This is a genomic window from Klebsiella sp. CSG-1 (genome assembly GCF_056521145.1).
In genome coordinates this window covers 719,553-746,427 of sequence record NZ_JBWNLD010000001.1, presented here as the reverse complement: position 1 = coordinate 746,427, position 26,875 = coordinate 719,553, and the positions used below count along the sequence as shown (strand labels likewise).

Here is a 26,875-nt window from a genome sequence, read left to right as displayed (position 1 = left end):
TTAGTGCATCATCATGTTGTAGTTCAGGTTCCACATAATCCAGATGGAGCCAACAACAACGATAGCAATGATGATTACGGTGAAGATAAACGCGGTCAGGTTCCAACCTTCGTCAGACTTGCTGTTCATGTGCAGGAAGTACACCAGGTGTACCAGAATCTGCACAACAGCGGTGACCAGGATAGTTCCCAGAATAGCCGCATGCGATGCGGAGCCACTCATAACCATAGCAAACGGGATAACCGTCAGAATGATCGACAGGACGAACCCTGTCATGTAGCTCTTTACGCTGCCGTGAGAAGCGCCGTTATGATCGCTAGAATGACTCATTACATTGCCCCCATCAGATAAACAACCGAGAACACGCAGATCCACACAACGTCCAGGAAGTGCCAGAACAGGCTCAGGCACATGATACGGGTGCGGTTCGTGTTGGTCAGGCCACGACGTGAAACCTGAACCATCAGCACCGCCATCCAGATCAGGCCGGAGGTGACGTGCAGACCGTGGGTTCCGACCAGCGCGAAGAACGCTGACAGGAAGCCGCTGCGATCCGGGCCCATACCTTCAACAATCAGATGATGGAATTCATAGAGTTCCATCGCGATGAACCCTGCCCCGAAGAGGAAGGTCAGCGCCAGCCAGGAAACAACCTGGCTCTTATTGTTTTTGTACATGGCGATAGCCGCCATGCCGTAGGTGATGGAGCTGAACAGCAGCAGCGCGGTTTCAACCAGAACGAACGGCAGTTCAAAAATATCTTTACCGGTCGGTCCGCCAGCCGTGCCGTTCACCAGAACGGCATAGGTAGCAAACAGGGTGGCGAAGATAATGCAGTCGCTCATCAGGTAGATCCAGAAGCCGAATACCTTCATCGGCCCTGTATCGTGGTGCCCGTGTTCATGCGCGTGGGCGTTATGCGCAAGAGTATCAGTTGCCATTTTTCAGCCCTGCTTTGTTAATCTCATCGAAATGCTGATTTTCCAGTTTTTCGACTACTGCAACCGGCACGTAGTAATCCACGTCCTCGTCAAAGCTCTTAATAATCCAGGTCACCAGGATACCGACGAAGCTTGCAATCGCCATCCACCAGATGTGCCAGATCATCGCGAAACCAAACACCGTTGCGAAAGCAGCAATAACGATGCCTGCGCCGCTGTTTTTCGGCATATGAATCTCTTCATAGCCAGCCGGTTTCTTATACGCTTCGCCTTTTTCTTTCATTTCCCAGAACGCGTCACGCTCGTGAACGACAGGAACGATAGCGAAGTTGTAGAACGGAGGCGGAGAAGAGGTTGCCCACTCCAGAGTACGGCCGCCCCACGGGTCACCGGTCAGGTCGCGGTTCTGATCGCGATCGCGGATAGACACGTAGAACTGAATCAGCTGGCAGAGGATACCGCAGGCAATCAGCGCCGCACCGCATGCCGCAACAACCAGCATCGGGTGGAACTGCGGGTCAATCTGCTGGCTCAGGCGACGCGTCATACCCATGAAGCCCAGTACGTACAGCGGCATAAATGCGACGAAGAAGCCGATGATCCAGAACCAGAAAGCGCGTTTGCCCCAGGTTTCGTTCAGCGTGAAGCCAAAGGCTTTCGGCCACCAGTAGGTCAGGCCAGCAAAGCAACCGAATACCACACCGCCGATAATAACGTTATGGAAGTGGGCAATCAGGAACAGACTGTTGTGCAGCACGAAGTCCGCGCCCGGTACCGCCAGCAGAACGCCGGTCATACCACCAACAGAGAAGGTCACGATGAAGCCGATAGTCCACAGCATGGCTGAGTTGAAGACGATACGGCCCTGGTACATGGTGAACAGCCAGTTGAAGATCTTAACCCCGGTCGGGATTGCGATAATCATGGTAGTAATACCGAAGAAGGCGTTGACGTTCGCGCCGGCACCCATGGTGAAGAAGTGGTGCAGCCAAACGATGAACGACAGAACGGTAATACACACTGTTGCCCATACCAGCGAGGTGTAGCCAAACAGACGCTTACGCGAGAAGGTTGCGGCGATTTCGGAGAAGACACCGAATACCGGCAGCACCAGGATATACACTTCCGGGTGGCCCCAGGCCCAAATCAGGTTGATGTACATCATCATGTTGCCACCCATCTCGTTGGTAAAGAAATGGGTGCCCAGGTAGCGGTCCAGGGTCAGCAGCGCGACGGTGACGGTCAGGATTGGGAAGGAGGCGATAATCAGGATGTTGGCGCACAGAGATGCCCAGCTAAATACTGGCATCTTGAACATCGTCATGCCAGGGGCACGCATCTTGATAATGGTCACGAAGAAGTTAATACCGGTTAACGTCGTACCAATACCGGATAGCTGGAGAGCCCAGATCCAGTAATCGACCCCAACGCCCGGACTGTACTCGATTCCCGACAGCGGCGGATAGGCCAGCCAACCGGTCTGTGCGAATTCACCGACGCCCAGAGACAAGTTAACCAGAATTACGCCGACAACGGTGAACCAGAAGCTCAGGTTGTTGAGGAACGGGAAGGCAACGTCGCGCGCACCGATCTGCAGCGGAACCACGAGGTTCATCAGACCGATAACAAACGGCATCGCTACGAAGAAGATCATGATAACGCCGTGGGCGGTAAAGATCTGATCGTAGTGGTGAGGCGGCAGGAACCCTGCTTCCCCGGCCGAGGCCAGCACCTGCTGGCTACGCATCATAACGGCGTCAGCGAAGCCACGCAGCAACATCACGATTGCTACGATGACATACATGATACCAAGTCTTTTGTGGTCGACCGAAGTCAGCCACTCATTCCAAAGGTAGGACCACTTACCGAAGTAAGTGATTGCCGCCAGAAGCGCCAGTCCCCCGATGATAATCGCAGCCACCGTAACCACAATAATGGGTTCGTGGTAGGGCACTGCATCCAGTGTAAGTTTTCCGAACATCGTTTTCTTCCTCGGCCCCTTAGTGAGCGGTTTCCGCGTGGCTCATGTCCATGCCTTCCATCCCTTCGTGCGCTGCGTGCTCGCCTTCAGGCTGGGACATATCCATGCTCTTGCCATGAGACATAAATTTGTTCACAACATCTTTAAACAAATCCGGTTTCACGTCAGAGAAGTATTCCACTTTGTTGTATTCGCTAGGCGCAGCAAGTTTGTCGAAAGCCGCCATGGAGTCCATGGTGTTCGACGACTGTTTCGCTTTCGCTACCCACTGATCGAAGGTTGCACGATCCGGCGTGGCGATAGCTTTGAACTTCATACCAGAGAAGCCCGGGCCGCTATAGCTTGCGGAGATACCGTCATAAGTGCCAGTTTCATTCGCGATGAGGTGCAGCTGAGTCTGCATCCCGGCCATTGCGTAAATCTGGCTGCCTAAACGTGGGATAAAGAACGAGTTCATCACGGAGTTAGAGGTCACTTTGAAGTGTACCGGTACGTTCGCCGGGAAGGCGATTTCGTTGACGGTAGCAATACCCTGTTCCGGATAGATGAAGAACCATTTCCAGTCCATCGAAACAACTTCGATGACGATCGGTTTCTCTTCGTGAGCAAGCGGTTTGCTTGGCTCAAGTGCGTGAGTGGTTTTCCAGGTCAGAACGGCCAGGAACAGGATGATCAGAATAGGAACCGTCCAGACCACAGCTTCAACTTTGTTGGAGTGTGACCAGTTCGGGCTATACTTCGCATCTTTATTACTCGCACGATACTTCCAGGCAAATCCTACTGCCATTAAGACGGCGGGAATAACGACAATCATCATCAGGCCAAAGGCCGTCAGTATCAGAGAACGTTGCTCCAGTCCAATCTGTCCTTTTGGGTCAAGGAGTGCAGAATCACAACCACTGAGTAATACAGTACCTGCGATTAATGACATCCATCCCAAACTTTTATTGTATTTCCTAAGTCTCATTGAACGACCTCAATTCCACGGAATCTGGTGGCGCTTAAAGTGTACGGGCATTTTACGGGAAGGTTGCATTACTGTAAACATGATTGGGGCTGTGTCAGTTCTGTGTTAGCGGGTTCTGCTCGCTTTGTCACATATGTAACCGAGTGTGACGCTGATGCTTGCAAAGCACGCTATATGCAGGATCTATAACGAAAGAGATAAGAATGGATGGGCTTATGGGGGAATGAGTATAAACACTCGAAAAATAACACAACTAATTAACAATTAATTATCAAATAACAGACATTGCTCGGCGGCGATATTAAATCGCTTTTGCTGAATCGGTTAAATTATTTAATGTTTTGAATAAAAGTTGTCAATAACTTCCCAAAATGTAAAGCGCACAAAACAACAAATGAAAAATGAACAATATAAAATCGTTAATAAGCCGTTATAATTACGTTCAGTGATTACAACGGCTAATAACCCCGCGATTATGCGTTAAATCAGCGCTCTCTTCCGTAACGCCAGATAATCAAGCAGACTTCCGAGTAAAACGCCGGCGATGGCGGTGATGGCCGCAATTTCCAGCAGCGCGGGCAGGAAGGAAAACGAGGTGAAGTCGAGGGCATTAAGTATCAGCAACAGCAGCCATATGCCCAGCATCAGCGAACCCACGGCCAGAATCAGCAGCGCCAGCGTATAGGTCTGTGGATAGTCCGTGCGCGGAATAAAGCTTCCGGTGCGTTGCGTGTACTCCAGGGTTTGCCGGCAGAGCAGCAGGAGTACAATCCCCGGGACGGCGGCAAAGACGGAGAACAGATAAAACGTAGGCCAACCGTGAGCTTCGACGAACCAGCCGGCAATCGGCCCGACGTACACGCGACCAACTGCCGAGAGCGCGGACAGCAAAGCAAACTGGGTGGCGGAAAACGATTTATTACACAGGGTCATTAACAGGGCGACAAATGCCGCCGTGCCCATACCGCCGCACAGGTTCTCGAAAAAGACCGCCGTCGCCATGGAGTAAAGATGTTTATCGGTAATCGACAGCAGCCAGTAGCCGGCATTGGATACGCCCTGTAGCACGCCGAAAATCAGCAGGGCGCGAAACAGGGTGAGGCGCTGCATTAATACGCCGCCGTAGAGTGCGCCAACAATCGTCGCGAAAAGTCCCAGCGTTTTATTGACCATTCCGACCTCGCCGGCATCAAAACCGACGCCACGAATCAAAAACGTGGTGGTCAGACTCATCGCAAAGGCATCGCCGAGCTTATAAAGGACGATGAGCAGCAGGATCAGCCAGGCGTTGTTGCGTCCGAAGAAATCGCGCAGCGGTTCGGCGACCGCCTGTTCGAGGCTTTTCGGTACCGGAATCACATCGCTCGGTTCTGGCGCCAGCAGGGTGGCGATAATGCAGGGAATCAGCAGCACGGCCATCAGCCAGTACATTCCCTGCCAGCCGAGCCAGCGATCGGCCAGCCACAGCGCCAGACCGCCGGAGACCAGCATCCCCAGGCGATAGCCCAGCACGCTGATGGCCGCGCCTGCGCCACGCTCCTCTGCCGGCAGCACATCGGTTTTCCAGGCGTCGAAAACGATATCCTGCGATGCGGAGCAGAAGGCGATAACTACCGCTAATGCCGCCATCCAGCGGAGCTGGGTGGAGGGCTCAAGGAACCCCATGGCGGCGATGGCGATCAGCAGCAGAAACTGGGTGGTCAGCAGCCAGCCGCGGCGCCGGCCAAGAAACGGCGGCGTGTAGCGGTCCATTAACGGCGACCAGAGAAACTTAAAGACGTAGGCCTGACCAACCAGCGAGAAGAAGCCGATCGTTTTCAGATCGATATTTTCAACGGTCATCCACGCCTGGAGCGTGCCGGAGGTCAGCGCGAGAGGCAGGCCGGAAGCAAACCCAAGGATCAGCAAAATAGCTGATTTAGGCTGCTGGAAAATGCGTAAGTAGTGGTTGGACATGGCTTATGGCGCAAACCCGGCGCGAGGCCGGGTTTGCGAACGATCAACGCGCGTTTTGCTTGATGAAATCATGAATGCTGGTGTCCTGCGCCATATCGGCGATGGTATCGGTCAGGACGCTGTTCACTGCATTGGCGATATTCTGGTTAGAAGCCTGGAAGGCGCCTTCAACAGAGTAGCTTGCGCGATAGTTTTTGGTCATTTTGGTGCCGTTCGCGGCAGTGGCGATAATCGCGATATCTGCTTTCGTGGCGATGTTGTAGCGCACGTTGCCCTGTGAAACGTCGGCATACAGTTTGTTGACGATGATCTGCAGATCGACCGCGCCGTTCGGCCCAATCATATAACCGCGCGCGGTCATTTGTTTTTCCAGCACTTCCTGCAGCAGGAAGCGCAGATCGCGAGAGGCGGTCAGCGTAACCTGTTGGTTATCGCGGGTGACCTTCGCCAGCGCCTGATCCGGACGCTGATCCGCACCGTTAATGCTGACGGTGACGCCCATCAGACTTGGGTCCTGCTGCGGCAGGCTCATTTTCGGCGATACATCAATGGTGGTCGGAGGCGTCGCGCATCCTGCCAGCATAAACATCGCGACCAGCGGGAAAAGAATTTTCTTAAACATGTTCAGGGTCTCAGCGCATGGTGTTGTTATACCCGTCATACTTCAGGCAACGGTTGCGTTAGCGGCTCTTGTTCGCCCTCGTCACTCGCTTCAGCAAGCGCCTGAGGACTCTCCCGTTTGTAGCCTTTCCGTCGCGCAAATTTATTTCGGGTCATTGAGGAAAATTACCGCCATCATAACATCGCCAACGGCGAGGGGAAGTGGCAACGCATGTAAATTCATCGCGTTGTACATTTTATCGCCGCCTCCCATTTTTATCGCGATCCAGGCGGACGTTCTGGGGGAGAGAGTAAGTAAACTTGATACTTTTGAATGAAAATATCAGAACAATGCTAATTTTTTGTTGTTTTCCCCTAATGGAAGCGGTAAAAGCGGCTAACATTTAAAAGGAATGGCGGCATCTCAGCGTTGTCGGAGGAGAAAATTCATGATGATACGTGAACAGATCGAAGCAAAACTTAGGGCAGCGTTCGACCCCGTGTATCTCGAAGTCGTGGATGAAAGTTATCGCCACAATGTCCCGGCTGGCTCTGAAAGTCATTTTAAAGTGGTGTTGGTGAGCGATCGTTTCACCGGCGAGCGTTTTCTGAACCGTCACCGTATGATCTACGGTACGCTGACTGAGGAGCTGTCGAGCACCGTGCATGCGCTGGCGCTGCATACCTATACGATTAAAGAGTGGGAAGGGCTTCAGGACACGGTATTTGCATCTCCTCCTTGTCGCGGTGCGGGAAGTATCGCCTAGAAATCGTATTTGCAACCGCGGGAACTTTTCCAGTATGTTGCGTGAAGATTTATTAAAAAACGGCCTACGGGCCGTTTTGTTTTGTCTGAAAATGTGTGCAGTGGGCGCTTTTAAAGGCAAATTTGCGCGGGAAATGTGAAAAATGCCGCAGCAGTGGGCGACAACCGTTCTCGACTCACAAAAGTGATGCCGCTATAATGCCGCGTCTTATATGAATGTCTTCGGGATGATTCTGGCGACAGGGAATGTGTTTCTGATTGAAGAGGGCATCCCGGTTCTGCGAAGCAACGTACACGCGCTTCCAGAGTTGACCGAGCACTGTGATTTTTTTGAGGTAACAAGATGCAAGTTTCAGTTGAAACCACTCAGGGCCTTGGGCGCCGTGTAACGATTACTATCGCCGCTGACAGCATCGAGAATGCTGTCAAAAGCGAGCTGGTCAACGTGGCGAAAAAAGTTCGCATTGACGGCTTCCGTAAAGGGAAAGTGCCGATGAATGTTGTTGCTCAGCGTTATGGCGCATCCGTTCGCCAGGACGTGCTGGGCGACCTGATGAGCCGTCATTTCGTTGACGCGATCATCAAAGAGAAAATCAATCCAGCCGGCGCACCGAACTACGTTCCGGGCGAATACAAGCTGGGTGAAGACTTCACCTACGCGGTAGAGTTCGAAGTTTATCCGGCAGTTGCTCTGCAGGGTCTGGAAACTATCGAAGTTGAAAAACCGGTTGTTGAAGTGACCGAAGCTGACGTCGACACCATGCTGGACACTCTGCGTAAGCAGCAGGCTAACTGGAAAGACAAAGATGGCGCTGTTGATGCAGAAGACCGTGTAACCATCGACTTCACCGGTTCTGTTGACGGCGAAGAGTTCGAAGGCGGCAAAGCGTCTGACTTCGTACTGGCGATGGGCCAGGGTCGTATGATCCCAGGCTTTGAAGACGGTATTAAAGGCCACAAAGCGGGCGAAGAGTTCACTATCGATGTGACCTTCCCGGAAGAATACCACGCAGAAAACCTGAAAGGTAAAGCGGCTAAGTTCGTTATCAACCTGAAGAAAGTTGAAGAGCGCGAGCTGCCGGAACTGACTGCTGAATTCATCAAACGTTTCGGCGTTGAAGATGGTTCTGTCGAAGGTCTGCGCGCTGAAGTGCGTAAAAACATGGATCGCGAGCTGAAAGGCGCCGTGCGTAACCGCGTGAAGTCTCAGGCTATCGAAGGTCTGGTTAAAGCGAACGACATCGACGTGCCGGCTGCCCTGATCGACAGCGAAATCGACGTTCTGCGTCGTCAGGCTGCTCAGCGTTTCGGTGGCAATGAGAAGCAGGCTCTGGAACTGCCGCGCGAACTGTTCGAAGAGCAGGCTAAACGCCGCGTAGTTGTCGGTCTGCTGCTGGGCGAAGTCATTCGCACCAACGAGCTGAAAGCTGACGAAGAGCGTGTTAAAGGCCTGATCGAAGAGATGGCTTCCGCTTACGAAGATCCGAAAGAAGTTGTTGAGTTCTACAGCAAAAACAACGAACTGATGGACAACATGCGTAACGTCGCGCTGGAAGAGCAGGCTGTTGAAGCCGTTCTGGCAAAAGCAAAAGTGTCTGAAAAAGCCACCACCTTCAATGAACTGATGAACCAGCAGGCGTAATTTCGCCCCGCGGTTTAAAGTTCAGGTAAAACCCGTTGCCGAGAGGCGGCGGGTTTTTTTTTATCGCAGCAATAGCTTCACGATGAGTGCGAAAACGCGATATCAATGATAGCGTTACGACAAAAGCTTGTTATGCTTGAATTATGGTTGCATCGTCCCCACTACGAGGAGACGAAACTGCACGCGTGAAATCATGCATAATGACGAAGCGTATCTGTCGGGAGTGGTTCAGGTTGCGGGCGTAAGGCCGATATTCAGGTAATTTGAACGATGACGGACAGAAGACTCTGGCTGATAATCCGTCCATAAGGTTACAATCAGTGCGGCAGGTTTATTCAAAATTAATCCAGGAGACGGAAATGTCATACAGTGGCGAACGAGATAACTTTGCACCCCATATGGCCCTGGTGCCGATGGTCATTGAACAGACCTCGCGCGGTGAACGTTCTTTTGATATCTACTCCCGTCTGCTCAAGGAACGCGTCATCTTTCTGACCGGCCAGGTGGAAGACCACATGGCGAATCTGATCGTGGCGCAGATGCTTTTTCTGGAAGCAGAGAACCCGGAAAAAGACATTTATCTGTACATTAACTCTCCGGGCGGGGTGATCACCGCCGGGATGTCGATTTACGACACCATGCAGTTCATCAAGCCTGACGTGAGCACCATTTGTATGGGCCAGGCGGCTTCGATGGGCGCGTTCCTGCTGACCGCAGGGGCAAAAGGCAAGCGTTTCTGCCTGCCGAATTCCCGCGTGATGATCCACCAGCCGCTGGGCGGCTATCAGGGTCAGGCGACGGATATCGAAATTCACGCCCGCGAGATCCTGAAAGTGAAAGGGCGGATGAATGAACTGATGGCACACCATACGGGTCAATCCCTTGCGCAGATTGAGAACGACACCGAGCGTGACCGTTTCTTGTCAGCCTCCGAAGCGGTGGAATACGGCCTGGTCGATTCCATTTTGACCCATCGTAATTGATGCCCCTGGCGCAAGGGGGCCGCTATACTTGTCTGGAGTAGGGCGGCACAACGCTTATCAGCGACTTGCGCCTGAGAATGGCATTTGCGTCGTCGTGTGCGGCACAAAGAACTTAATAAGAGGTTTGGACTCATGACAGATAAACGCAAAGATGGTTCGGGCAAACTGTTGTATTGCTCTTTTTGCGGCAAAAGCCAGCATGAAGTGCGTAAGCTGATCGCCGGGCCATCCGTGTATATCTGCGACGAATGCGTTGATTTATGTAACGACATCATTCGCGAAGAGATTAAAGAAGTCGCGCCGCATCGTGAACGCAGTGCGCTGCCGACTCCGCACGAAATCCGCCACCACCTGGACGATTACGTTATCGGTCAGGAGCCGGCGAAAAAAGTGCTGGCCGTTGCGGTATACAACCACTACAAACGCCTGCGCAATGGTGATACCAGCAACGGTGTTGAGCTGGGTAAAAGTAACATTCTGCTGATCGGGCCGACAGGTTCCGGTAAAACGCTGCTGGCGGAAACGCTGGCGCGTCTGCTGGATGTGCCGTTCACCATGGCTGACGCCACCACCCTGACCGAAGCGGGTTATGTCGGTGAAGACGTCGAAAACATCATTCAGAAGCTGTTGCAGAAATGCGACTACGACGTACAAAAAGCGCAGCGCGGAATCGTGTACATCGATGAAATCGACAAAATTTCCCGTAAATCGGATAACCCGTCGATTACCCGCGATGTCTCAGGTGAAGGCGTGCAGCAGGCGCTGCTGAAGCTTATCGAAGGGACCGTTGCCGCGGTACCACCGCAGGGCGGGCGTAAACATCCGCAGCAGGAGTTCTTGCAGGTTGATACCTCCAAGATTCTGTTTATCTGTGGCGGCGCGTTTGCCGGTCTGGATAAGGTCATTTCCCATCGTGTTGAAACCGGTTCAGGTATTGGTTTCGGCGCGACGGTAAAAGCCAAATCTGACAAAGCGAGCGAAGGCGAGCTGCTGTCTCAGGTTGAGCCGGAAGATCTGATCAAATTTGGTCTGATTCCAGAGTTCATCGGTCGTCTGCCGGTTGTCGCAACGCTGAATGAGCTGAGCGAAGAAGCGCTGATTCAGATCCTGAAAGAGCCGAAAAATGCCCTGACCAAACAGTATCAGGCATTGTTCAACCTGGAAGGCGCTGAACTGGAGTTCCGCGATGAAGCGCTGGACGCGATCGCCAAAAAAGCGATGGCGCGTAAAACCGGCGCTCGTGGTCTGCGCTCCATTGTTGAAGCCGCGCTGCTCGATACCATGTACGATCTTCCATCAATGGAAGACGTGGAAAAGGTGGTCATCGATGCTTCTGTTATCGACGGCCAAAGCAAACCGTTGCTGATCTATGGCAAACCGGAAGCGCAGCAGGCGTCTGGTGAATAATTAGCCAACTTGCTCAAGCAGTTAACAAAAAGGGGGGATTTTATCTCCCCTTTTATTTTTCCTGCATTCCCGCCGTTGAATGTGTGGAATACATCCCCATATACTGGATTACATATTAACGGCGTCGCGATGACGAGTCGTGCCGCTGGCTACCTGGCGGACTTTAAACTAAGAGAGAGCTCTATGAATCCTGAGCGTTCTGAACGCATTGAAATCCCCGTATTGCCGTTGCGCGATGTGGTGGTTTATCCGCACATGGTCATACCCCTGTTTGTAGGGCGGGAAAAATCTATCCGTTGTCTTGAAGCGGCTATGGACCATGATAAAAAAATCATGCTGGTTGCGCAGAAAGAAGCTTCGACGGATGAGCCGGGTGTAAATGATCTTTTCACCGTCGGGACCGTGGCGTCAATTTTACAGATGCTGAAGCTGCCTGATGGCACCGTCAAAGTGCTGGTTGAAGGCCTGCAGCGCGCGCGTATTTCTGCACTGTCTGATAACGGCGAGCATTTTTCAGCGAAAGCGGAGTACCTGGAATCGCCGGCGATCGACGAACGCGAGCAGGAAGTGCTGGTGCGCACCGCGATCGGTCAGTTTGAAGGCTACATCAAGCTGAACAAGAAAATCCCACCGGAAGTGCTGACGTCGCTCAACAGCATCGACGATCCTGCGCGTCTGGCTGATACCATTGCTGCGCACATGCCGCTGAAGCTGGCAGATAAGCAGTCCGTCCTCGAGATGTCCGACATTAACGAACGTCTGGAATATCTGATGGCGATGATGGAATCGGAAATCGATCTGCTGCAGGTTGAGAAGCGTATTCGCAACCGCGTGAAAAAGCAGATGGAAAAGTCTCAGCGTGAGTACTATCTGAATGAGCAGATGAAAGCCATCCAGAAAGAGCTTGGCGAGATGGATGACGCGCCGGACGAGAACGAAGCGCTGAAGCGCAAGATCGACGCGGCAAAAATGCCGAAAGAGGCGAAAGAAAAAACAGAAGCGGAACTGCAAAAGCTGAAGATGATGTCGCCGATGTCGGCAGAAGCGACCGTCGTACGCGGCTACATCGACTGGATGGTGCAGGTGCCGTGGAGCGCGCGCAGCAAGGTCAAAAAAGATCTGCGTCAGGCTCAGGAGATCCTCGATACCGACCATTACGGCCTGGAGCGCGTGAAGGATCGTATCCTTGAGTATCTCGCAGTGCAGAGCCGTGTCAACAAGCTGAAAGGGCCGATTCTGTGCCTGGTTGGACCGCCGGGGGTGGGTAAAACCTCGCTGGGTCAGTCCATCGCTAAAGCGACCGGACGTAAGTACGTGCGTATGGCGCTGGGCGGCGTGCGTGATGAAGCGGAAATCCGCGGTCACCGCCGTACCTATATTGGCTCAATGCCGGGCAAACTGATCCAGAAAATGGCGAAAGTGGGCGTCAAAAACCCGCTGTTCCTGCTTGATGAGATCGACAAAATGTCCTCCGACATGCGCGGCGATCCGGCTTCAGCGCTGCTGGAAGTGCTGGATCCTGAACAGAACGTGGCGTTTAACGACCACTATCTGGAAGTGGACTACGATCTGAGCGATGTCATGTTTGTGGCGACCTCTAACTCCATGAACATTCCGGCGCCGCTGCTGGATCGTATGGAAGTGATTCGTCTTTCCGGTTATACCGAAGACGAAAAACTGAACATCGCCAAACGTCACCTGCTGTCTAAGCAGATTGAGCGTAATGCGCTGAAGAAAGGCGAGCTGACCGTAGAGGACAGCGCGATCGTCGGGATTATTCGCTATTACACCCGTGAAGCGGGCGTGCGTGGGCTGGAGCGTGAAATTTCCAAGCTGTGCCGTAAGGCGGTTAAACAGCTGCTGCTGGATAAATCACTGAAGCACATCACGATTAATGGCGATAACCTGCATGATTTCCTTGGCGTGCAGCGCTATGACTACGGTCGTGCGGATAGCGAAAACCGCGTCGGCCAGGTCACCGGTCTGGCATGGACGGAAGTGGGCGGCGATCTGCTGACCATCGAAACCGCCTGTGTGCCGGGCAAAGGCAAGCTGACCTATACTGGTTCGCTGGGCGAAGTGATGCAGGAGTCTATTCAGGCTGCGCTGACCGTGGTACGTTCGCGTGCGGATAAGCTGGGGATTAATTCGGATTTCTACGAAAAACGTGATATTCACGTTCACGTTCCGGAAGGGGCGACGCCGAAAGACGGTCCGAGCGCCGGTATCGCGATGTGTACCGCGCTGGTCTCCTGTCTGACGGGGAATCCGGTACGCGCTGACGTCGCGATGACGGGGGAAATTACCCTGCGTGGTCAGGTGCTGCCAATCGGCGGTCTGAAGGAAAAACTGCTGGCGGCACATCGCGGCGGCATTAAGACTGTTCTGATTCCTGATGAAAATAAACGTGACCTTGAAGAAATTCCAGATAACGTTATTGCCGATTTAGATATCCATCCGGTGAAACGAATCGAAGAAGTTCTGACACTTGCGTTGCAGAACGAACCATTCGGCATGCAGGTCGTCACGGCAAAATAGTGATTTCGCGCAAATAGCGCTAAGAAAAGTGGGGCTGGGAAGTAAATTCGTACTTGCCAGCCTTTTTTTGTGTAGCTAACTTAGATCGCTGGCAGGGGGTCATCTACAACTCTGTTGTAAGGGCATGACAGTCCTGATATAACTGCTGCGCGGTCGCACCACGAAGGATTCTGGTGCGATATAAATTATAAAGAGAGGAAGAGAACAGTGAATAAATCTCAACTGATTGACAAAATTGCTGCGGGTGCGGACATTTCTAAAGCTGCAGCCGGACGTGCGTTAGATGCTTTAATTGCTTCTGTTACTGAATCTCTGCAGGCTGGAGATGACGTTGCGCTGGTCGGGTTTGGTACCTTTGCTGTGAAAGAGCGCGCTGCCCGTACTGGTCGCAACCCGCAAACAGGTAAAGAAATTACCATCGCTGCTGCCAAAGTACCGGGTTTCCGTGCCGGTAAAGCGCTGAAAGACGCGGTAAACTGATCGGCTTCCCATCAGGGAATGTGACGAAGTACAAGGGCGCATCGCGAGATGTGCCTTTTTTATTTGCCCGGAACCCGACTTTATGTGTGTTTGTACGCACTTGTGGGCTGACAATCACCCCATTTTCTTGTCAAAATAGGTCCTCACGCGCGGCAGCCATCACGTGCTATGCTGCGCGAGCTAAAGTCATCTACAGCGGAGCGTTGTTACACCATGATGGACAACCTACGCACGGCCGCCAATAGCGTCGTGCTCAAGATTATTTTCGGTATCATCATTATCTCGTTCATTTTGACCGGGGTGAGTGGTTACCTGATTGGCGGCAGTAACAATTATGCCGCGAAAGTTAACGACCAGGAAATTGGTCGCTCACAGTTTGAAAATGCCGTTGCCAGCGAACGTAACCGTATGCAGCAGCAGCTTGGCGATCAGTTCTCTGAACTGGCGGCCAACGAAAACTACATGAAAACCATGCGTCAGCAGGTGCTGAACCGTCTGATTGACGAGTCGCTGCTTGACCAGTACGCCCGCGAACTTGGACTGAGCGTCAGCGATGCTCAAGTCAAACAGGCTATCTTCCAGACTCAGGCTTTCCAGACTGACGGCAAATTTGATAACGAACGTTTTAGCGGTATCGTGAATCAAATGGGCATGACCACCGATCAGTACGCGCAGGCGCTGCGCAACCAGCTGACGACTCAGCAGCTGATTAATGCGATTGCCGGTACCGACTTTATGCTGTCCGGTGAATCCGATCAGCTGGCTGCGCTGGTATCCCAGCAACGCGTAGTGCGTGAAGCCACCATCGATGTCAACGCACTGGCGGCGAAGCAGGCGGTGACCGATGAGGAAGTCAACGCTTACTACCAGCAAAACCAGGCTCGTTTCATGGCGCCGGAGCAGTTCCGCGTGAGCTACATCAAAATGGATGCAGCAGGCATGCAGGAGAACGCTTCTGACGAAGAAATCCAGTCCTGGTATGATCAGCATCAGGATCAGTTCACGCAGCCGCAGCGTAACCGCTACAGCGTGATTCAGACCAAGACCGAAGCCGATGCCCAGACCGTTCTGGATGAGCTGAAGAAAGGGACCGATTTCGCCACCCTGGCGAAAGAAAAATCTACCGACATTATCTCCGCCCGCAACGGTGGCGATATGGGCTGGATGGACGATGCCGCAACGGTACCAGAGCTGAAAAATGCCGGTCTGAAAGAAAAAGGCCAGCTTTCTGGCGTGATCAAATCTTCCGTTGGTTTCCTGGTTGTCCGTCTTGATGATGTTCAGCCGGCGAAGGTTAAACCGCTGGCCGAAGTTCGCGATGATATCGCGGCGAAAGTGAAGCAGGAAAAAGCGCTGGATGCTTACTACGCGCTGCAGCAGAAAGTGAGCGATGCAGCCAGCAATGATAACGAATCGCTGGCCAGCGCCGCACAGGCTGCGGATGTGAAAGTCAGCGAAACCGGCTGGTTTGGGCGTGACAATCTGCCAGAAGAGCTGAACTTTAAACCGGTCTCCGATGCTATCTTCAACGGCGGTCTGGTGGGCGAGAACGGTACGCCGGGCAGCAACTCCGATATCATCACCGTCGATGGCGATCGCGCATTTGTTCTGCGTATCAGCGAGCACAAAGCGGAAGCCGTGAAGCCACTGGCGGACGTGAAAGCACAGGTTATCGATATCGTAAAACATACCAAAGCTGAACAGCAGGCGAAGCTGGATGCAGACAAGCTGCTGGCCGCGCTCAAAGATGGCAAAGGTGACGAGGCGATGAAAGCCGCGGGTTTAAGCTTCGGCCCGGCGCAGACGCTGGCACGTACCGGTCAGGATCCCTTGAGCCAGGCGGCGTTTGCTCTGCCGCTGCCGCAGCAGGGTAAACCTGTCTACGGTATGGGGAGCGATATCAAAGGCAACGTGGTGCTGCTGGCGCTGGATGAAGTGAAAGCCGGCGACATGCCGGAAGCGCAGAAAAAAGCCATGGTTCAAGGCATCACGCAGAACAATGCTCAGATTGCTTTCGAAGCGCTGATGAGCAACCTGCGTAAGTCCGCGAAAATTAAACTCGGCGATGCTATCGACCAGCAGCAATAATTTCGTGACGCTTCGCAAAAATCAGTAACCTGATGTAATCCTCAAAGGCCGCTTTCGCGGCCTTTTCCATTTCTGCGGTTTGTCTTTTGTACTCCTTTTCCACCCTCGCTATTGTGACCTTGCTGTCTACAAACAAGGAGATAACAGCATGAAACGTGGATTGAAAACGCTTATTGCCGCCGCCGTACTGGTTTGTGCGGCAGGACATCAGGGTGTACTTGCCGCCCCTTCCAGCGGGAAGACGTCGGCGACGGCAAAAGAGAGCGTACAGACGCCGCAGGCGAAAGCGCCTGATGCGTTAAATACGACTGAGAATGATGGCATCAGGGTAAGTATCAATAGCGCCAGCGCAGAAGAGCTGTCAAAGGCTCTGAATGGCGTCGGTCTGAAGAAAGCGCAGGCTATCGTAAGCTATCGCGAAGAGTACGGGCCATTTAAAACCGTTGACGATCTTAAGCAGGTCCCGGGGATGGGTCACTCGCTGGTGGAGAGAAACCTGTCACATCTGAAGCTGTAAATTTTCAGTACAAGTTTGCACAGTCGTTATTATTTGCCAGAATGAAGAGGTCACTTAAGTGGTGTGACCTCTGACCTCAATACAACAATGCAAGATAAGGCATGTGCGCTATGCAGACACAAATCAAAGTTCGCGGCTATCATCTCGACGTCTATCAGCACGTCAATAATGCGCGTTATCTGGAGTTTCTCGAAGAGGCGCGTTGGGACGGCCTGGAAAGCAGCCCGGCTTTTCACTGGATGACCGCACGCAACATCGCTTTTGTGGTGGTAAATATCAATATCAACTATCGACGCCCGGCGGTACTAGGCGATGTGCTTACCGTCACCAGCAAACTGGAACAGCTGAACGGAAAAAGCGGAACGTTAAGCCAGGTGGTAACCCTTAACCCTAACGGCGAGGTGGTAGCCGATGCGCTAATCACCTTTGTCTGCATCGATCTGAAAACGCAGAAGGCGCTGCCGCTGGAGGGTGAACTGCGCGAGAAACTGGTTCAGCTGGAGCCTTGCTGACGGGCCAGTCGGAGGAGTATGTCCCGGATGCGCTGCCGCGCATCTGTCTCAGCTAACGGTCATAGAGAAAATGCCGGGTGTCGGCTGAGGCCTTACCCGGCCTACGGTTCGTTGCGGACTAGTTACTGGCATTGCGCTGACCGGCTACGGGCTTGATGCGATGCGCAGATCTTGCAGGCCCGGTAAGGCCTCAGCCGCTACCGGGAAGCCACCGGTTACTGTAGTCCGGTTTTGTGTTTCATCACTGCCATAATACCCGGCCGATCGGCCTCGTACTGGCTTAGCCCGTTGGCGCGTAGGTTACAGGCCGCACACTGTCCGCAGCCGTCGCCTTTAATGCCGTTATAGCAGGTCAGGGTTTCATGGCGCACCAGTGCTAACTGGCCCCAGTAATCGGCTAAAGCCCATGTCTCGGCTTTGTTAAGCCACATCAGCGGCGTCTCGAAGCGAATATCTTTTGCCATTCCGAGGCTGACGGCATGGTGCAGTGCTTTCACGAACTCGTCACGGCAGTCCGGGTAGCCGGAAAAATCGGTTTCGCACACGCCGGTAATGATCGCTTCCGCCTTAACCTGGTAGGCGTAAATCGCCGTCAGGGTTAAAAACAGGATATTACGCCCGGGAACGAAGGTATTCGGGATACCGCTGGCTTCCGGCTCATAGTCCGGCACCGGGATGTTATCGCGGGTCAGGCTGCTGACGGCAAGCTCGTTAAGCAACGTCACGTCGAGCACCTTATGGGCAACGGCGCCCAGCTTTAACGCCAGAGAGCGAGCGACGTCAATTTCCGCGCGGTGGCGTTGGCCATAATCAAAAGTGACGCAGTGCACTTCATCGTACTGTTGCAGAGCCTGCACCAGGCAGGTCGTTGAATCTTGTCCTCCGCTGAAGACAACTACGGCGCGTTTCATGGCAATTCCTGACAATCAAAGTGAAAGCGATATGGTAGCGCCTGACGGGCGCGGCGACCAGCTTCATCACGGCGGCGATGCCGGTAGCCAGGCGCTGGCGAAATCAAACCAGCCTCGGGCGTTAAGCTGCAGGCCGTTTACGCCCGGTGGGGCGCTGATGCGATAATTGTAATTAAATAGCGGCGTCATGATGGCATCGTCCATCAGGATATTGAAGACATTGCGCAACGCTTCGTTGCGGCTGCGTTCTTCAGGCTGCGCCTGGACGGCATCGAGGGTGGCCTGCAGATGAGCATACTGTGCCCCGGTCAATAAATGAGGCCACATCGTATCGCAGCGCAGCCACTGTTCCAGTGTGTATTCCGGGGCTTCGCCGATCAGCCGATCGCCCATGACCAAATCCGCCTGCGCCAGCTCCTGGCAACCGTGCCAGTTTTTGGCGTCGTGAAAAATGAGTTTCAGTTCACAGCCGAGAGCGGCAAGCCGTAGGCGAAGCTGTTCTGCCATCGTGTGCAGTTCGACCGGCAGGTGATACAGCAGCGTAAGCTGTTCAGGCAGAGGAACATCCTGATTCTCTGGCCCCAGGGGAATGGTCCAGCCGGGCAACACCTCGTTGCTGGGGGTAATCAAATCTTCGTCAAGCGGAAGTGTCTTCAGCAGTGAAGAGCGGTGAATAAGCGATACCAGACGCTGCGCCTGAGCTTTGCTGAGGCGAGGGCTTTGCCGCAGCGCCAGATAGCAAAACCCGAGGCTGATGCTATTGCTGACCTGACGTAGATTTGCCAGCTTATCCGGATCGCCAATGGTAATCTGCACCGGGTGGCGGCAGCTGGTGCCCAGATTATGCTCAAACAGCTGGGGGGTTATCCAGTACTCCACCGCCTGGATCAGCGGATGGTTCAGATGATAGCGCGGATGATTCTCCAGCCGCACCAGCTCCGGACTGAATAGTTTCAGACGGAACGGCCCGCTACCGACCGTTGGTTCATCAGGATGCGCCAGTACGCTGCCGTCGCTGGCGAGGCGGAACGGTAGCCAGTAATCCGGGCGATGCAGCGTAATCGTCAGACACTGCGCATGGGTGACATCGATCCGGTTAATGTTGGCAAACAGGGTGCGCAGGGCGGGCAGCTCCAGCAACATCAGCAGCCGCCGCCGAAGCTGTGGCGTTTCTATCGGATCGCCATTATGCCAGAACAGCGTTGAGCGGATATAAAACTGCCAGCGCAGGCCGTCTGGCGATACCTGCCAGTGATGGGCTAAATCACCGACCGGAGCGCTGCTTTGCGCCCCGAAGCGCGTCAGACCGGAAAAAATTTGCCCGGCAAGATGTTGTTCGGCGCGGCCGGGTAAAAAACCCGGCTGCAGCGCCTCAAGCGGGCGATAGTAGGGAATGCGCAAAGTCGGCGTATTGTTTTGCCACTGACCGCCAAGAAAAGGCGAAAGCAGCGCCTTCAGCTCTTCCGTCGCCAGCTGAGCCAGCTCAAGTGCGTTTTTCTGCTGGCCTTGACTCAGTGCCAGCTCCATCATCTCATTACGTAAGGCTTCCGGCGCGGTGTGAAAAACCAGCGTGCCGCGTTTTCCGCGCCCGGGAGTCGCCTGCCAGCTCAACCAGCCGGCCTCCTGAGCCTGACGAAGCAGCGTTCGAATATGGCGCTCGCTGCAAAAACAGCGTTCTGCCAGCTCGCTCACGGTCACCTGCTGTGGCGCGCCGGAGGAGGGGAGCCACAGGCGCTGGTACTGGTTCAGCCTGTTCAGTAATCTCATATACACTTCATCCTTCAACCTGCCTCTGCGTTGGCTACGCTTGCTCACCCCGGTCACTTACTGGAGTAAGCTCCCGGGGATTCGCGCACTTGCCGCCTTGATGCAGGCTGAATGATGTTGTGTATATTCACCCCACCTGACAAGGCTGCCCCTGTGCCGCTTGCGCTTGCTCACCCCGGTCACTTACTGGAGTAAGCTCCCGGGGATTCGCGCACTTGCCGCCTTGATGCAGGCCGAATGATGTTGTGTATATTCACCCCACCTGACAAGGCTGCCTCTGTGCCGCTTGCGCTTGCTCACCCCGGTCACTTACTGGAGTAAGCTCCCGGGGATTTGCGCACTTGTCGCCTTGATGCAGGCTGAATGATGTTGTGTATATTCACCCCACCTGACAAGGCTGCCTCTGTGCCGCTTGCGCTTGCTCACCCCGGCTACTTACTGGAGTAAGCGCCCGGGGATTCGCGCACTTGCCGCCTTGATGCGGGCCGAATGATGTTGTGTATATTCACCCCACCTGACAAGGCTGCCTCTGTGCCGCATGCGCTTGCTCACCCCAGTTACCCGAGCGGCCCTTCGGGGCCTGCGCGAGTGCGGTTTATAAACCCGGAACAATAAAATTTATCTATTCACTATTACTTCCGTATATCTCAGGCAATACTGGAACTCAAGTAAAACTCACCGTGCTTTTGGGAGCTCACATGGCAAGACTCGCTGCTTTTGATATGGACGGTACGCTGCTGCTGCCGGACCATCGTCTGGGAACGTCAACGCTCTCAGCGCTGAAGCGCCTGCGCGATCGTGACATCACCCTGACCTTTGCCACGGGACGCCATGCGCTGGAAATGCGCCACGTCATCGGTGAGTTCTCGCTGGATGCCTACTTAATTACCGGCAACGGTACGCGGATTCATGCGCTGGATGGAGAAGAGCTGCATCGCAGCGATCTCGATCCTGGCGTCGCCGAAGCGGTGCTCCACCGTCGCTGGGACACGGCGGCCAGCATGCACGTCTTTAATGACGGTGGCTGGTTTACCGGGCAGGAGATGCCCGAATTGCTGAAAGCGCATATTTTCAGCGGCTTTCGCTATCAGATTTCCGATCCCCGGCGGATGCCGACGGATAACGTCACCAAAGTCTGCTTCTGCGGCGATCACGACGATCTCCAGCGGCTCAACGTTCAGCTGGCTGAAGCACTCGGGGATCGCGCGCATATTTGTTTTTCAGCGTTCGACTGCCTGGAAGTGCTGCCGAATGGTTGTAATAAAGGCGCTGCGCTGGCGGTACTTAGCCAGCATCTGGGCCTGTCGATGCAGGATTGTATGGCGTTTGGCGACGCCATGAACGACCGCGAAATGCTCGGTAGCGTCGGGCGCGGGGTCATTATGGGTAACGCTATGCCGCAGCTCAAAGCGGAACTGCCGCATTTGCCGGTTATTGGAGACTGCCGCCATGAAGCGGTCTCCCATTTTTTAACTCATTGGCTGGATAATCCCGATCTTCCTTATTCCCCCGAATAAACAGACCCTTCCAGCAAGCCAGGCACCACGGTGTCTGGCTTTTTTTATTGTGTATTCACCATCGCCGCGATTTTTGCCTGCCACGGAGTGATATCGCCGATCTGACTCGCGACCCACTGCGGGTTGTAATAGCTTTCCAGATAGCGTTCGCCGCTATCGCACAGCAGTGTGACGATAGAACCGGTACGCCCCTCAGCGCGCATACGCACGGCAAGCTCAAGCACGCCCCACATATTGGTGCCGGTGGAGGCGCCGACTTTGCGACCAAGCAGCGTTTCCAGCCACAGGGCGGTGGCGACGCTGGCCGCGTCCGGCACCCGCAGCATCTCATCGACGACGTCAGGAATAAATGATGGCTCGACGCGCGGACGACCGATACCTTCTATTTTGCTTCCTACCGGGCTGCGCAGGCCGGCATCGCGGCTCTGCCAGTAGTCGAGGAACACCGAGTTTTGCGGATCGACGACCAGCAGCTGAGTATCATAGCCCTGACAGCGGATATAGCGGCCAATCGTGGCCGATGTCCCGCCGGTCCCTGCACTCATCACGATGTATGAGGGCTGCGGATGCGGTTCATGGGTCATCTGCCGGAAGATGCTGTCGGCAATATTGTTATTGCCGCGCCAGTCCGTTGCTCGTTCAGCGAAGGTAAACTGATCCATATAATGGCCGTTCAGTTCGCGAGCCAGTCTCTCGGAGGCGGCATAGATTTCGCACGCGCTCTCGACGAAGTGACAGCGACCGCCATAAAACTCAATCTGCTCAATTTTACGTTTTGCCGTACAGGAAGGCATGACGGCGATAAACGGCAGACCGAGCAGACGCGCAAAGTAGGCTTCAGAAACCGCCGTCGAGCCGGAAGAGGCTTCGATAATCGTCGTCCCTTCTTTAATCCAGCCGTTACACAGGCCGTAAAGGAACAGCGAGCGCGCCAGGCGGTGTTTCAGGCTGCCGGTAGGATGGGTACTCTCATCCTTCAGGTAGATCTGAATACCCGGGAACCCGGGCAGCGCCAGGCGAATAAGGTGCGTGTCGGCGGAACGCTGATAATCGGCGTTGATTTCACTGATTGCGTGTTTTACCCAGGCGCTATTCATCGTCATTTCCTGTTTGTCATTTTGTGCCCAGCTTAGCGGAAGTGTGAGGAAAAATTGTTGCTATTTAGCCTTTCAATTACAATGAAGGGAGAAAATTTTTCTCCAGAGGTGCCCTGTGTTAGATAAAATTGACCGTAAGCTGCTTTCTTTGCTGCAAACTGACTGCACCCTCTCTTTGCAGGCGCTGGCTGATGCCGTTAATCTGACCACCACGCCCTGCTGGAAACGGCTGAAGCGGCTGGAAGATGAGGGGATCCTGCTCGGGCGCGTGGCGCTGCTGGATGCCGAAAAGCTTGGGCTTGGTCTGACGGCATTTGTGCTGATTAAGACCCAGCATCACAGTAGCGACTGGTACTGCCGTTTCGTCAGCGAAGTCACGCAGATGGCGGAAGTCCTCGGCTTCTGGCGTATGGCGGGAGAGTATGATTACCTGCTGCGAGTGCAGGTGGCGGATATGAAACGCTACGATGATTTTTATAAACGGTTGGTGAACAGCGTACCCGGGCTGTCTGATGTCACTTCGAGTTTCGCGATGGAACAGATAAAATACACCACTGCCTTACCTATTGATTAACGGCGTTTGCCGCGACGATTTATACACTCAGGATTTAACTGCTTGCGATTATTTGCTCAACTTAGCTGGTACTTCCGTCGGGAGTGGCGCCGTTATCTCGGTGCGATTGCCCTGCTGGCCATTATCGCCGTTTTACAGCTGATTCCGCCAAAGGTGGTGGGAATCGTGGTTGACGGCGTCACCAGACAACATTACACCGCGGAGAAGGTGTGGATGTGGATCGGCGCGTTAGTCCTGATCGCGGTGATGGTCTATCTGCTGCGCTACGTCTGGCGCGTGCTGCTTTTTGGCGCCTCTTATCAGCTGGCGGTGGAGCTACGGGAGGACTTTTATCGTCAGCTCAGCCGTCAGCATCCGGCCTTTTACCTGCGCCACCGCACCGGCGACCTGATCGCGCGCGCCACCAACGATGTTGATCGGGTGGTCTTTGCCGCGGGGGAAGGGGTGCTGACGCTGGTGGACTCTATGGTAATGGGCTGTGCGGTGTTGATCGTGATGTCAACGCAAATCAGCTGGCAGCTCACTCTGCTGGCGCTGTTGCCGATGCCGGTGATGGCCCTGGTTATCAAGCGTAACGGTGATGCGCTCCATGAACGCTTCCGCGTCGCGCAGGCGGCATTCTCCAGCCTGAACGATCGTACTCAGGAGAGCCTGACCAGCATTCGCATGATTAAGGCCTTTGGCCTGGAGGACCGGCAATCGGCGCAGTTTGCTGCCGATGCGGCGGATACCGGCAGGAAAAACATGCGTGTGGCGCGCATTGATGCGCGCTTTGATCCGACTATCTATATTGCGATTGGCACGGCTAACCTGCTGGCGATTGGCGGAGGGAGCTGGATGGTGCTGCAGGGCAGTATGACCCTTGGCCAACTGACCAGCTTTGTGATGTATCTCGGTTTGATGATTTGGCCGATGCTGGCGCTGGCATGGATGTTTAACATCGTAGAACGCGGCAGCGCGGCCTACAGTCGGATCCGCACGATGCTTGAAGAGGCGCCGACCGTCAACGATGGTCATGAGCTGGCCCCGGAAGGGCGCGGTGCGCTTAGCGTCGCCGTACGCGAATTTATCTATCCGCAGGCGAATAAGGCCTCGCTGGAGAAGGTCAACTTCGTGCTCCAGCCTGGGCAAATGCTGGGCATTTGCGGGCCAACCGGCGCAGGGAAAAGTACGATTCTGGCGCTGATTCAGCGCCACTTTGACGTCACGCAAGGGGATATTCGCTTCCATGATATTCCGCTGACGCGGCTGCAGCTCGATAGCTGGCGCGCCCGGCTGGCGGTCGTGAACCAGACGCCGTTCCTGTTTTCCGACACCGTCGCCAACAACATCGCGCTCGGCAGGCCCGATGCGACGCCGGAGCAAATTGAGCATGTTGCGCGGCTGGCCAGCGTACACGACGATATTCTGCGCCTGCCGCAGGGATATGAAACGGAAGTCGGCGAACGCGGCGTGATGCTGTCCGGCGGGCAAAAACAGCGCATTTCCATCGCCCGCGCGCTGTTGCTGGAAGCGGAGATTCTGATTCTTGACGATGCGCTGTCGGCGGTGGATGGCCGGACCGAGCATCAGATATTGCATAATCTGCGGCAGTGGGGAGAGGGGCGAACGGTTATTATCAGCGCCCATCGCCTGTCGGCACTGACTGAGGCCAGCGAGATTCTGGTGATGCAGCATGGTCATATTGTCCAGCGCGGTCGTCACGATGGACTGGTGGCGCAGCCCGGCTGGTATCGCGATATGTATCGCTATCAACAGCTGGAAGCGGCGCTGGACGATGCGCCGCAGGATCAAGAGGAGGCCGCTGATGCGTAGTTTTTCCGAGCTCTGGCCGACTTTAAAACGGCTGCTGGCCTACGGTTCCCCGTGGCGTAAACCGCTGATTATTGCGGTGGTGATGATGTGGATTGCCGCGGCCGCCGAGGTCAGTGGTCCACTGCTGATCAGCTACTTTATCGATAATATGGTGGCGAAGAACTCCGTGCCGCTGAAGCTGGTCTGCGGTCTTGCCGCGGCCTATCTCGGCCTGCAGATCCTCGCAGCGACTCTGCACTATAACCAGTCGCTGCTGTTTAATCGCGCCGCCGTTGGCGTGGTGCAGCAGCTGCGCAGTGATGTGATGGATGCCGCGCTGCGCCAGCCGCTGAGCGAATTTGATACCCAGCCGGTCGGACAGCTCATCTCTCGCGTCACCAACGATACGGAAGTGATCCGCGATCTGTACGTCACGGTGGTGGCGACGGTACTGCGTAGCGCGGCGCTGATTGGCGCTATGCTGGTGGCGATGTTCAGCCTTGACTGGCGCATGGCGCTGGTGGCGCTGACGATTTTCCCGGCGGTGTTGATCGTGATGATGATTTATCAGCGCTACAGCACGCCGATCGTACGTCGGGTGCGGGCCTGGCTGGCGGATATCAACGACGGCTTTAATGAAGTCATCAACGGCATGGGCGTTATCCAGCAGTTCCGCCAGCAGGCGCGTTTCGGCGAGCGGATGCGTGAAGCCAGCTATGCGCACTATCTGGCGCGGATGCAAACGCTGCGCCTCGATGGTTTCCTGTTGCGCCCGCTGCTGAGTCTGTTCTCAACCCTGGTGCTCTGCGGGCTGCTGATGCTGTTCGGATTTAGCTCGGCGGGCACAATTGAAGTCGGGGTGCTGTACGCCTTTATCAGCTACCTGGGGCGCCTGAATGAGCCGCTGATCGAGCTGACGACCCAGCAGTCGATGCTTCAGCAGGCGGTCGTCGCCGGCGAGCGCGTTTTCGAATTGATGGATCGCCCACGCCAGGCGTGGGGGCAGGACAGTGCGCCGCTGCGCAGCGGCACGGTGTCGATTGAGAATCTCTCTTTTGCTTATCGCGGCGATCGTCTGGTGCTGCAGGACATTAACCTGGATATTCCGTCCCGTGGTTTTGTGGCGCTGGTCGGTCATACCGGCAGCGGTAAAAGCACCCTGGCCAGCCTGATGATGGGCTACTACCCGCTGAGCAAAGGGGAAATTCGTATCGACGGTCGTCCGCTCGCTTCACTGAGCCACAGCGCCTTGCGCCAGGGCGTCGCCATGGTGCAGCAGGATCCGGTGGTGCTGGCGGATACCTTTTATGCCAACGTCACGCTCGGTCGCGATATCAGCGAGGCGCAGGTCTGGGAGGCGCTGGAGTCGGTGCAGTTGGCAGAACTGGCGCGCGGGATGAGCGAGGGGATTTATACGCAGCTGGGCGAGCAGGGGAATAATCTCTCGGTGGGACAGAAGCAGCTGCTGGCGCTGGCGCGGGTGCTGGTGGATACCCCGCAGATTTTGATTCTCGATGAAGCGACGGCGAATATCGATTCCGGCACCGAACAGGCGATTCAGCAAGCGCTGGCCAAAGTTCGTCAGCACACCACGCTGGTGGTGATTGCGCATCGTCTGTCGACGATTGTTGAGGCCGACACCATCCTGGTGCTCCACCGTGGTCAGGCCGTCGAGCGTGGCAATCATCAGCAGTTGCTGGCAGCAAAAGGGCGCTACTGGCAAATGTATCAGCTGCAGCTGGCTGGTGAAGAGCTGGCTGCCAGCGCGCAGGAAGAGTCGCTTATTGCCTGATGCACTATAAGCAAGCAGTCGTGCTGGCGCGGTTTAGCATGGTGC

22 protein-coding genes are annotated in these 26,875 nt (G+C 54.7%); 13 read left to right on the top strand and 9 right to left on the bottom strand.

Annotated features, from left to right (window positions below; genetic code table 11):
- From AC007G_RS03640 to AC007G_RS03615, 6 genes are all read right to left on the bottom strand, one after another.
- Nucleotides 1–330, bottom strand: coding sequence for a cytochrome o ubiquinol oxidase subunit IV (locus AC007G_RS03640; protein ID WP_004858696.1), 330 nt, complete (start codon nt 328–330; stop codon nt 1–3).
- The gene (locus AC007G_RS03635; RefSeq protein WP_004129790.1) at nt 330–941 is read right to left on the bottom strand and encodes a cytochrome o ubiquinol oxidase subunit III; all 612 of its coding nucleotides are present in this window, start codon (nt 939–941) and stop codon (nt 330–332) included. The genes AC007G_RS03640 and AC007G_RS03635 overlap by 1 nt, the downstream gene beginning before the upstream one ends.
- Entirely contained in the window at nt 931–2,922 is a 1,992-nt protein-coding gene (cyoB, locus tag AC007G_RS03630) for a cytochrome o ubiquinol oxidase subunit I (protein WP_032689244.1), read from the bottom strand. Before cyoB ends, AC007G_RS03635 begins: the two co-directional genes overlap by 11 nt.
- Before the next feature lie 19 nt (nt 2,923–2,941).
- The gene (cyoA, locus tag AC007G_RS03625) at nt 2,942–3,889 is read right to left on the bottom strand and encodes a cytochrome o ubiquinol oxidase subunit II (protein ID WP_004858705.1); all 948 of its coding nucleotides are present in this window, start codon (nt 3,887–3,889) and stop codon (nt 2,942–2,944) included.
- A gap of 480 nt (nt 3,890–4,369) precedes the next feature.
- Entirely contained in the window at nt 4,370–5,845 is a 1,476-nt protein-coding gene (ampG, locus tag AC007G_RS03620; RefSeq protein WP_032689243.1) for a muropeptide MFS transporter AmpG, read from the bottom strand.
- 43 nt (nt 5,846–5,888) lie between these two features.
- The gene (locus tag AC007G_RS03615) at nt 5,889–6,467 is read right to left on the bottom strand and encodes a lipoprotein (RefSeq protein ID WP_004858708.1); all 579 of its coding nucleotides are present in this window, start codon (nt 6,465–6,467) and stop codon (nt 5,889–5,891) included.
- 427 nt (nt 6,468–6,894) lie between these two features.
- Here AC007G_RS03615 and bolA point away from each other — a divergent pair, with 427 nt between their 5' ends.
- The 9 genes from bolA (at nt 6,895) to AC007G_RS03570 (ending at nt 17,378) form a co-directional block, all read left to right on the top strand.
- On the top strand, nt 6,895–7,212 hold the full coding sequence (bolA, locus tag AC007G_RS03610; protein ID WP_015585028.1) for a transcriptional regulator BolA: 318 nt from the start codon (nt 6,895–6,897) through the stop codon (nt 7,210–7,212).
- Nucleotides 7,213–7,554: 342 nt separating this feature from the next.
- The gene (gene tig / locus AC007G_RS03605; protein ID WP_479466543.1) at nt 7,555–8,853 is read left to right on the top strand and encodes a trigger factor; all 1,299 of its coding nucleotides are present in this window, start codon (nt 7,555–7,557) and stop codon (nt 8,851–8,853) included.
- A gap of 359 nt (nt 8,854–9,212) precedes the next feature.
- Nucleotides 9,213–9,836 (top strand): ATP-dependent Clp endopeptidase proteolytic subunit ClpP, encoded by a 624-nt coding sequence (gene clpP, locus AC007G_RS03600; protein ID WP_004858713.1) that lies wholly within the window; start codon nt 9,213–9,215, stop codon nt 9,834–9,836.
- Nucleotides 9,837–9,968: 132 nt separating this feature from the next.
- Complete coding sequence (clpX, locus tag AC007G_RS03595) at nt 9,969–11,243, top strand: ATP-dependent protease ATP-binding subunit ClpX (RefSeq protein WP_004858716.1); 1,275 nt, start codon at nt 9,969–9,971, stop codon at nt 11,241–11,243.
- Between the two features lie 183 nt (nt 11,244–11,426).
- Entirely contained in the window at nt 11,427–13,781 is a 2,355-nt protein-coding gene (gene lon, locus AC007G_RS03590; protein ID WP_004858717.1) for an endopeptidase La, read from the top strand.
- A gap of 207 nt (nt 13,782–13,988) precedes the next feature.
- A complete protein-coding gene (gene hupB / locus AC007G_RS03585; RefSeq protein WP_002444653.1) occupies nt 13,989–14,261 on the top strand; it encodes a nucleoid-associated protein HU-beta in 273 nt (90 codons plus the stop codon).
- A 213-nt stretch (nt 14,262–14,474) separates the two neighbouring features.
- Nucleotides 14,475–16,349 (top strand): peptidylprolyl isomerase, encoded by a 1,875-nt coding sequence (gene ppiD, locus AC007G_RS03580; RefSeq protein WP_032696538.1) that lies wholly within the window; start codon nt 14,475–14,477, stop codon nt 16,347–16,349.
- A 148-nt stretch (nt 16,350–16,497) separates the two neighbouring features.
- Complete coding sequence (locus AC007G_RS03575) at nt 16,498–16,866, top strand: helix-hairpin-helix domain-containing protein (protein WP_032689233.1); 369 nt, start codon at nt 16,498–16,500, stop codon at nt 16,864–16,866.
- Nucleotides 16,867–16,976: 110 nt separating this feature from the next.
- Nucleotides 16,977–17,378: a YbgC/FadM family acyl-CoA thioesterase gene (locus AC007G_RS03570; RefSeq protein WP_032689232.1), complete on the top strand. Its 402-nt coding sequence runs from the start codon at nt 16,977–16,979 to the stop codon at nt 17,376–17,378.
- Between the two features lie 215 nt (nt 17,379–17,593).
- Here AC007G_RS03570 and queC read toward each other — a convergent pair whose 3' ends face one another.
- Entirely contained in the window at nt 17,594–18,289 is a 696-nt protein-coding gene (gene queC, locus AC007G_RS03565; RefSeq protein ID WP_032689231.1) for a 7-cyano-7-deazaguanine synthase QueC, read from the bottom strand.
- Nucleotides 18,290–18,355: 66 nt separating this feature from the next.
- Entirely contained in the window at nt 18,356–20,056 is a 1,701-nt protein-coding gene (locus AC007G_RS03560; RefSeq protein WP_136894442.1) for an SgrR family transcriptional regulator, read from the bottom strand.
- 698 nt (nt 20,057–20,754) lie between these two features.
- On the opposite strand from AC007G_RS03560, the gene cof reads away from it, so the two are divergent.
- Nucleotides 20,755–21,573 carry an HMP-PP phosphatase gene (gene cof, locus AC007G_RS03555; protein ID WP_032689229.1) on the top strand — a complete coding sequence of 273 codons (819 nt, stop codon included), beginning with the start codon at nt 20,755–20,757 and terminating at the stop codon, nt 21,571–21,573.
- A gap of 44 nt (nt 21,574–21,617) precedes the next feature.
- On the opposite strand, the gene AC007G_RS03550 is transcribed toward cof, so the two are convergent.
- Nucleotides 21,618–22,670: a PLP-dependent cysteine synthase family protein gene (locus AC007G_RS03550; RefSeq protein ID WP_032689228.1), complete on the bottom strand. Its 1,053-nt coding sequence runs from the start codon at nt 22,668–22,670 to the stop codon at nt 21,618–21,620.
- Nucleotides 22,671–22,785: 115 nt separating this feature from the next.
- Between AC007G_RS03550 and AC007G_RS03545 the strand changes: the two genes are divergently transcribed.
- The 3 genes from AC007G_RS03545 to AC007G_RS03535 are packed head-to-tail and all read left to right on the top strand — an operon-like array spanning nt 22,786 to nt 26,830.
- Entirely contained in the window at nt 22,786–23,244 is a 459-nt protein-coding gene (locus AC007G_RS03545) for an Lrp/AsnC family transcriptional regulator (RefSeq protein ID WP_004858739.1), read from the top strand.
- A gap of 42 nt (nt 23,245–23,286) precedes the next feature.
- Nucleotides 23,287–25,059: a SmdA family multidrug ABC transporter permease/ATP-binding protein gene (locus tag AC007G_RS03540; protein ID WP_032700685.1), complete on the top strand. Its 1,773-nt coding sequence runs from the start codon at nt 23,287–23,289 to the stop codon at nt 25,057–25,059.
- On the top strand, nt 25,052–26,830 hold the full coding sequence (locus tag AC007G_RS03535; protein WP_004858742.1) for a SmdB family multidrug efflux ABC transporter permease/ATP-binding protein: 1,779 nt from the start codon (nt 25,052–25,054) through the stop codon (nt 26,828–26,830). The genes AC007G_RS03540 and AC007G_RS03535 overlap by 8 nt, the downstream gene beginning before the upstream one ends.
- Nucleotides 26,831–26,875 lie beyond the last annotated feature (45 nt).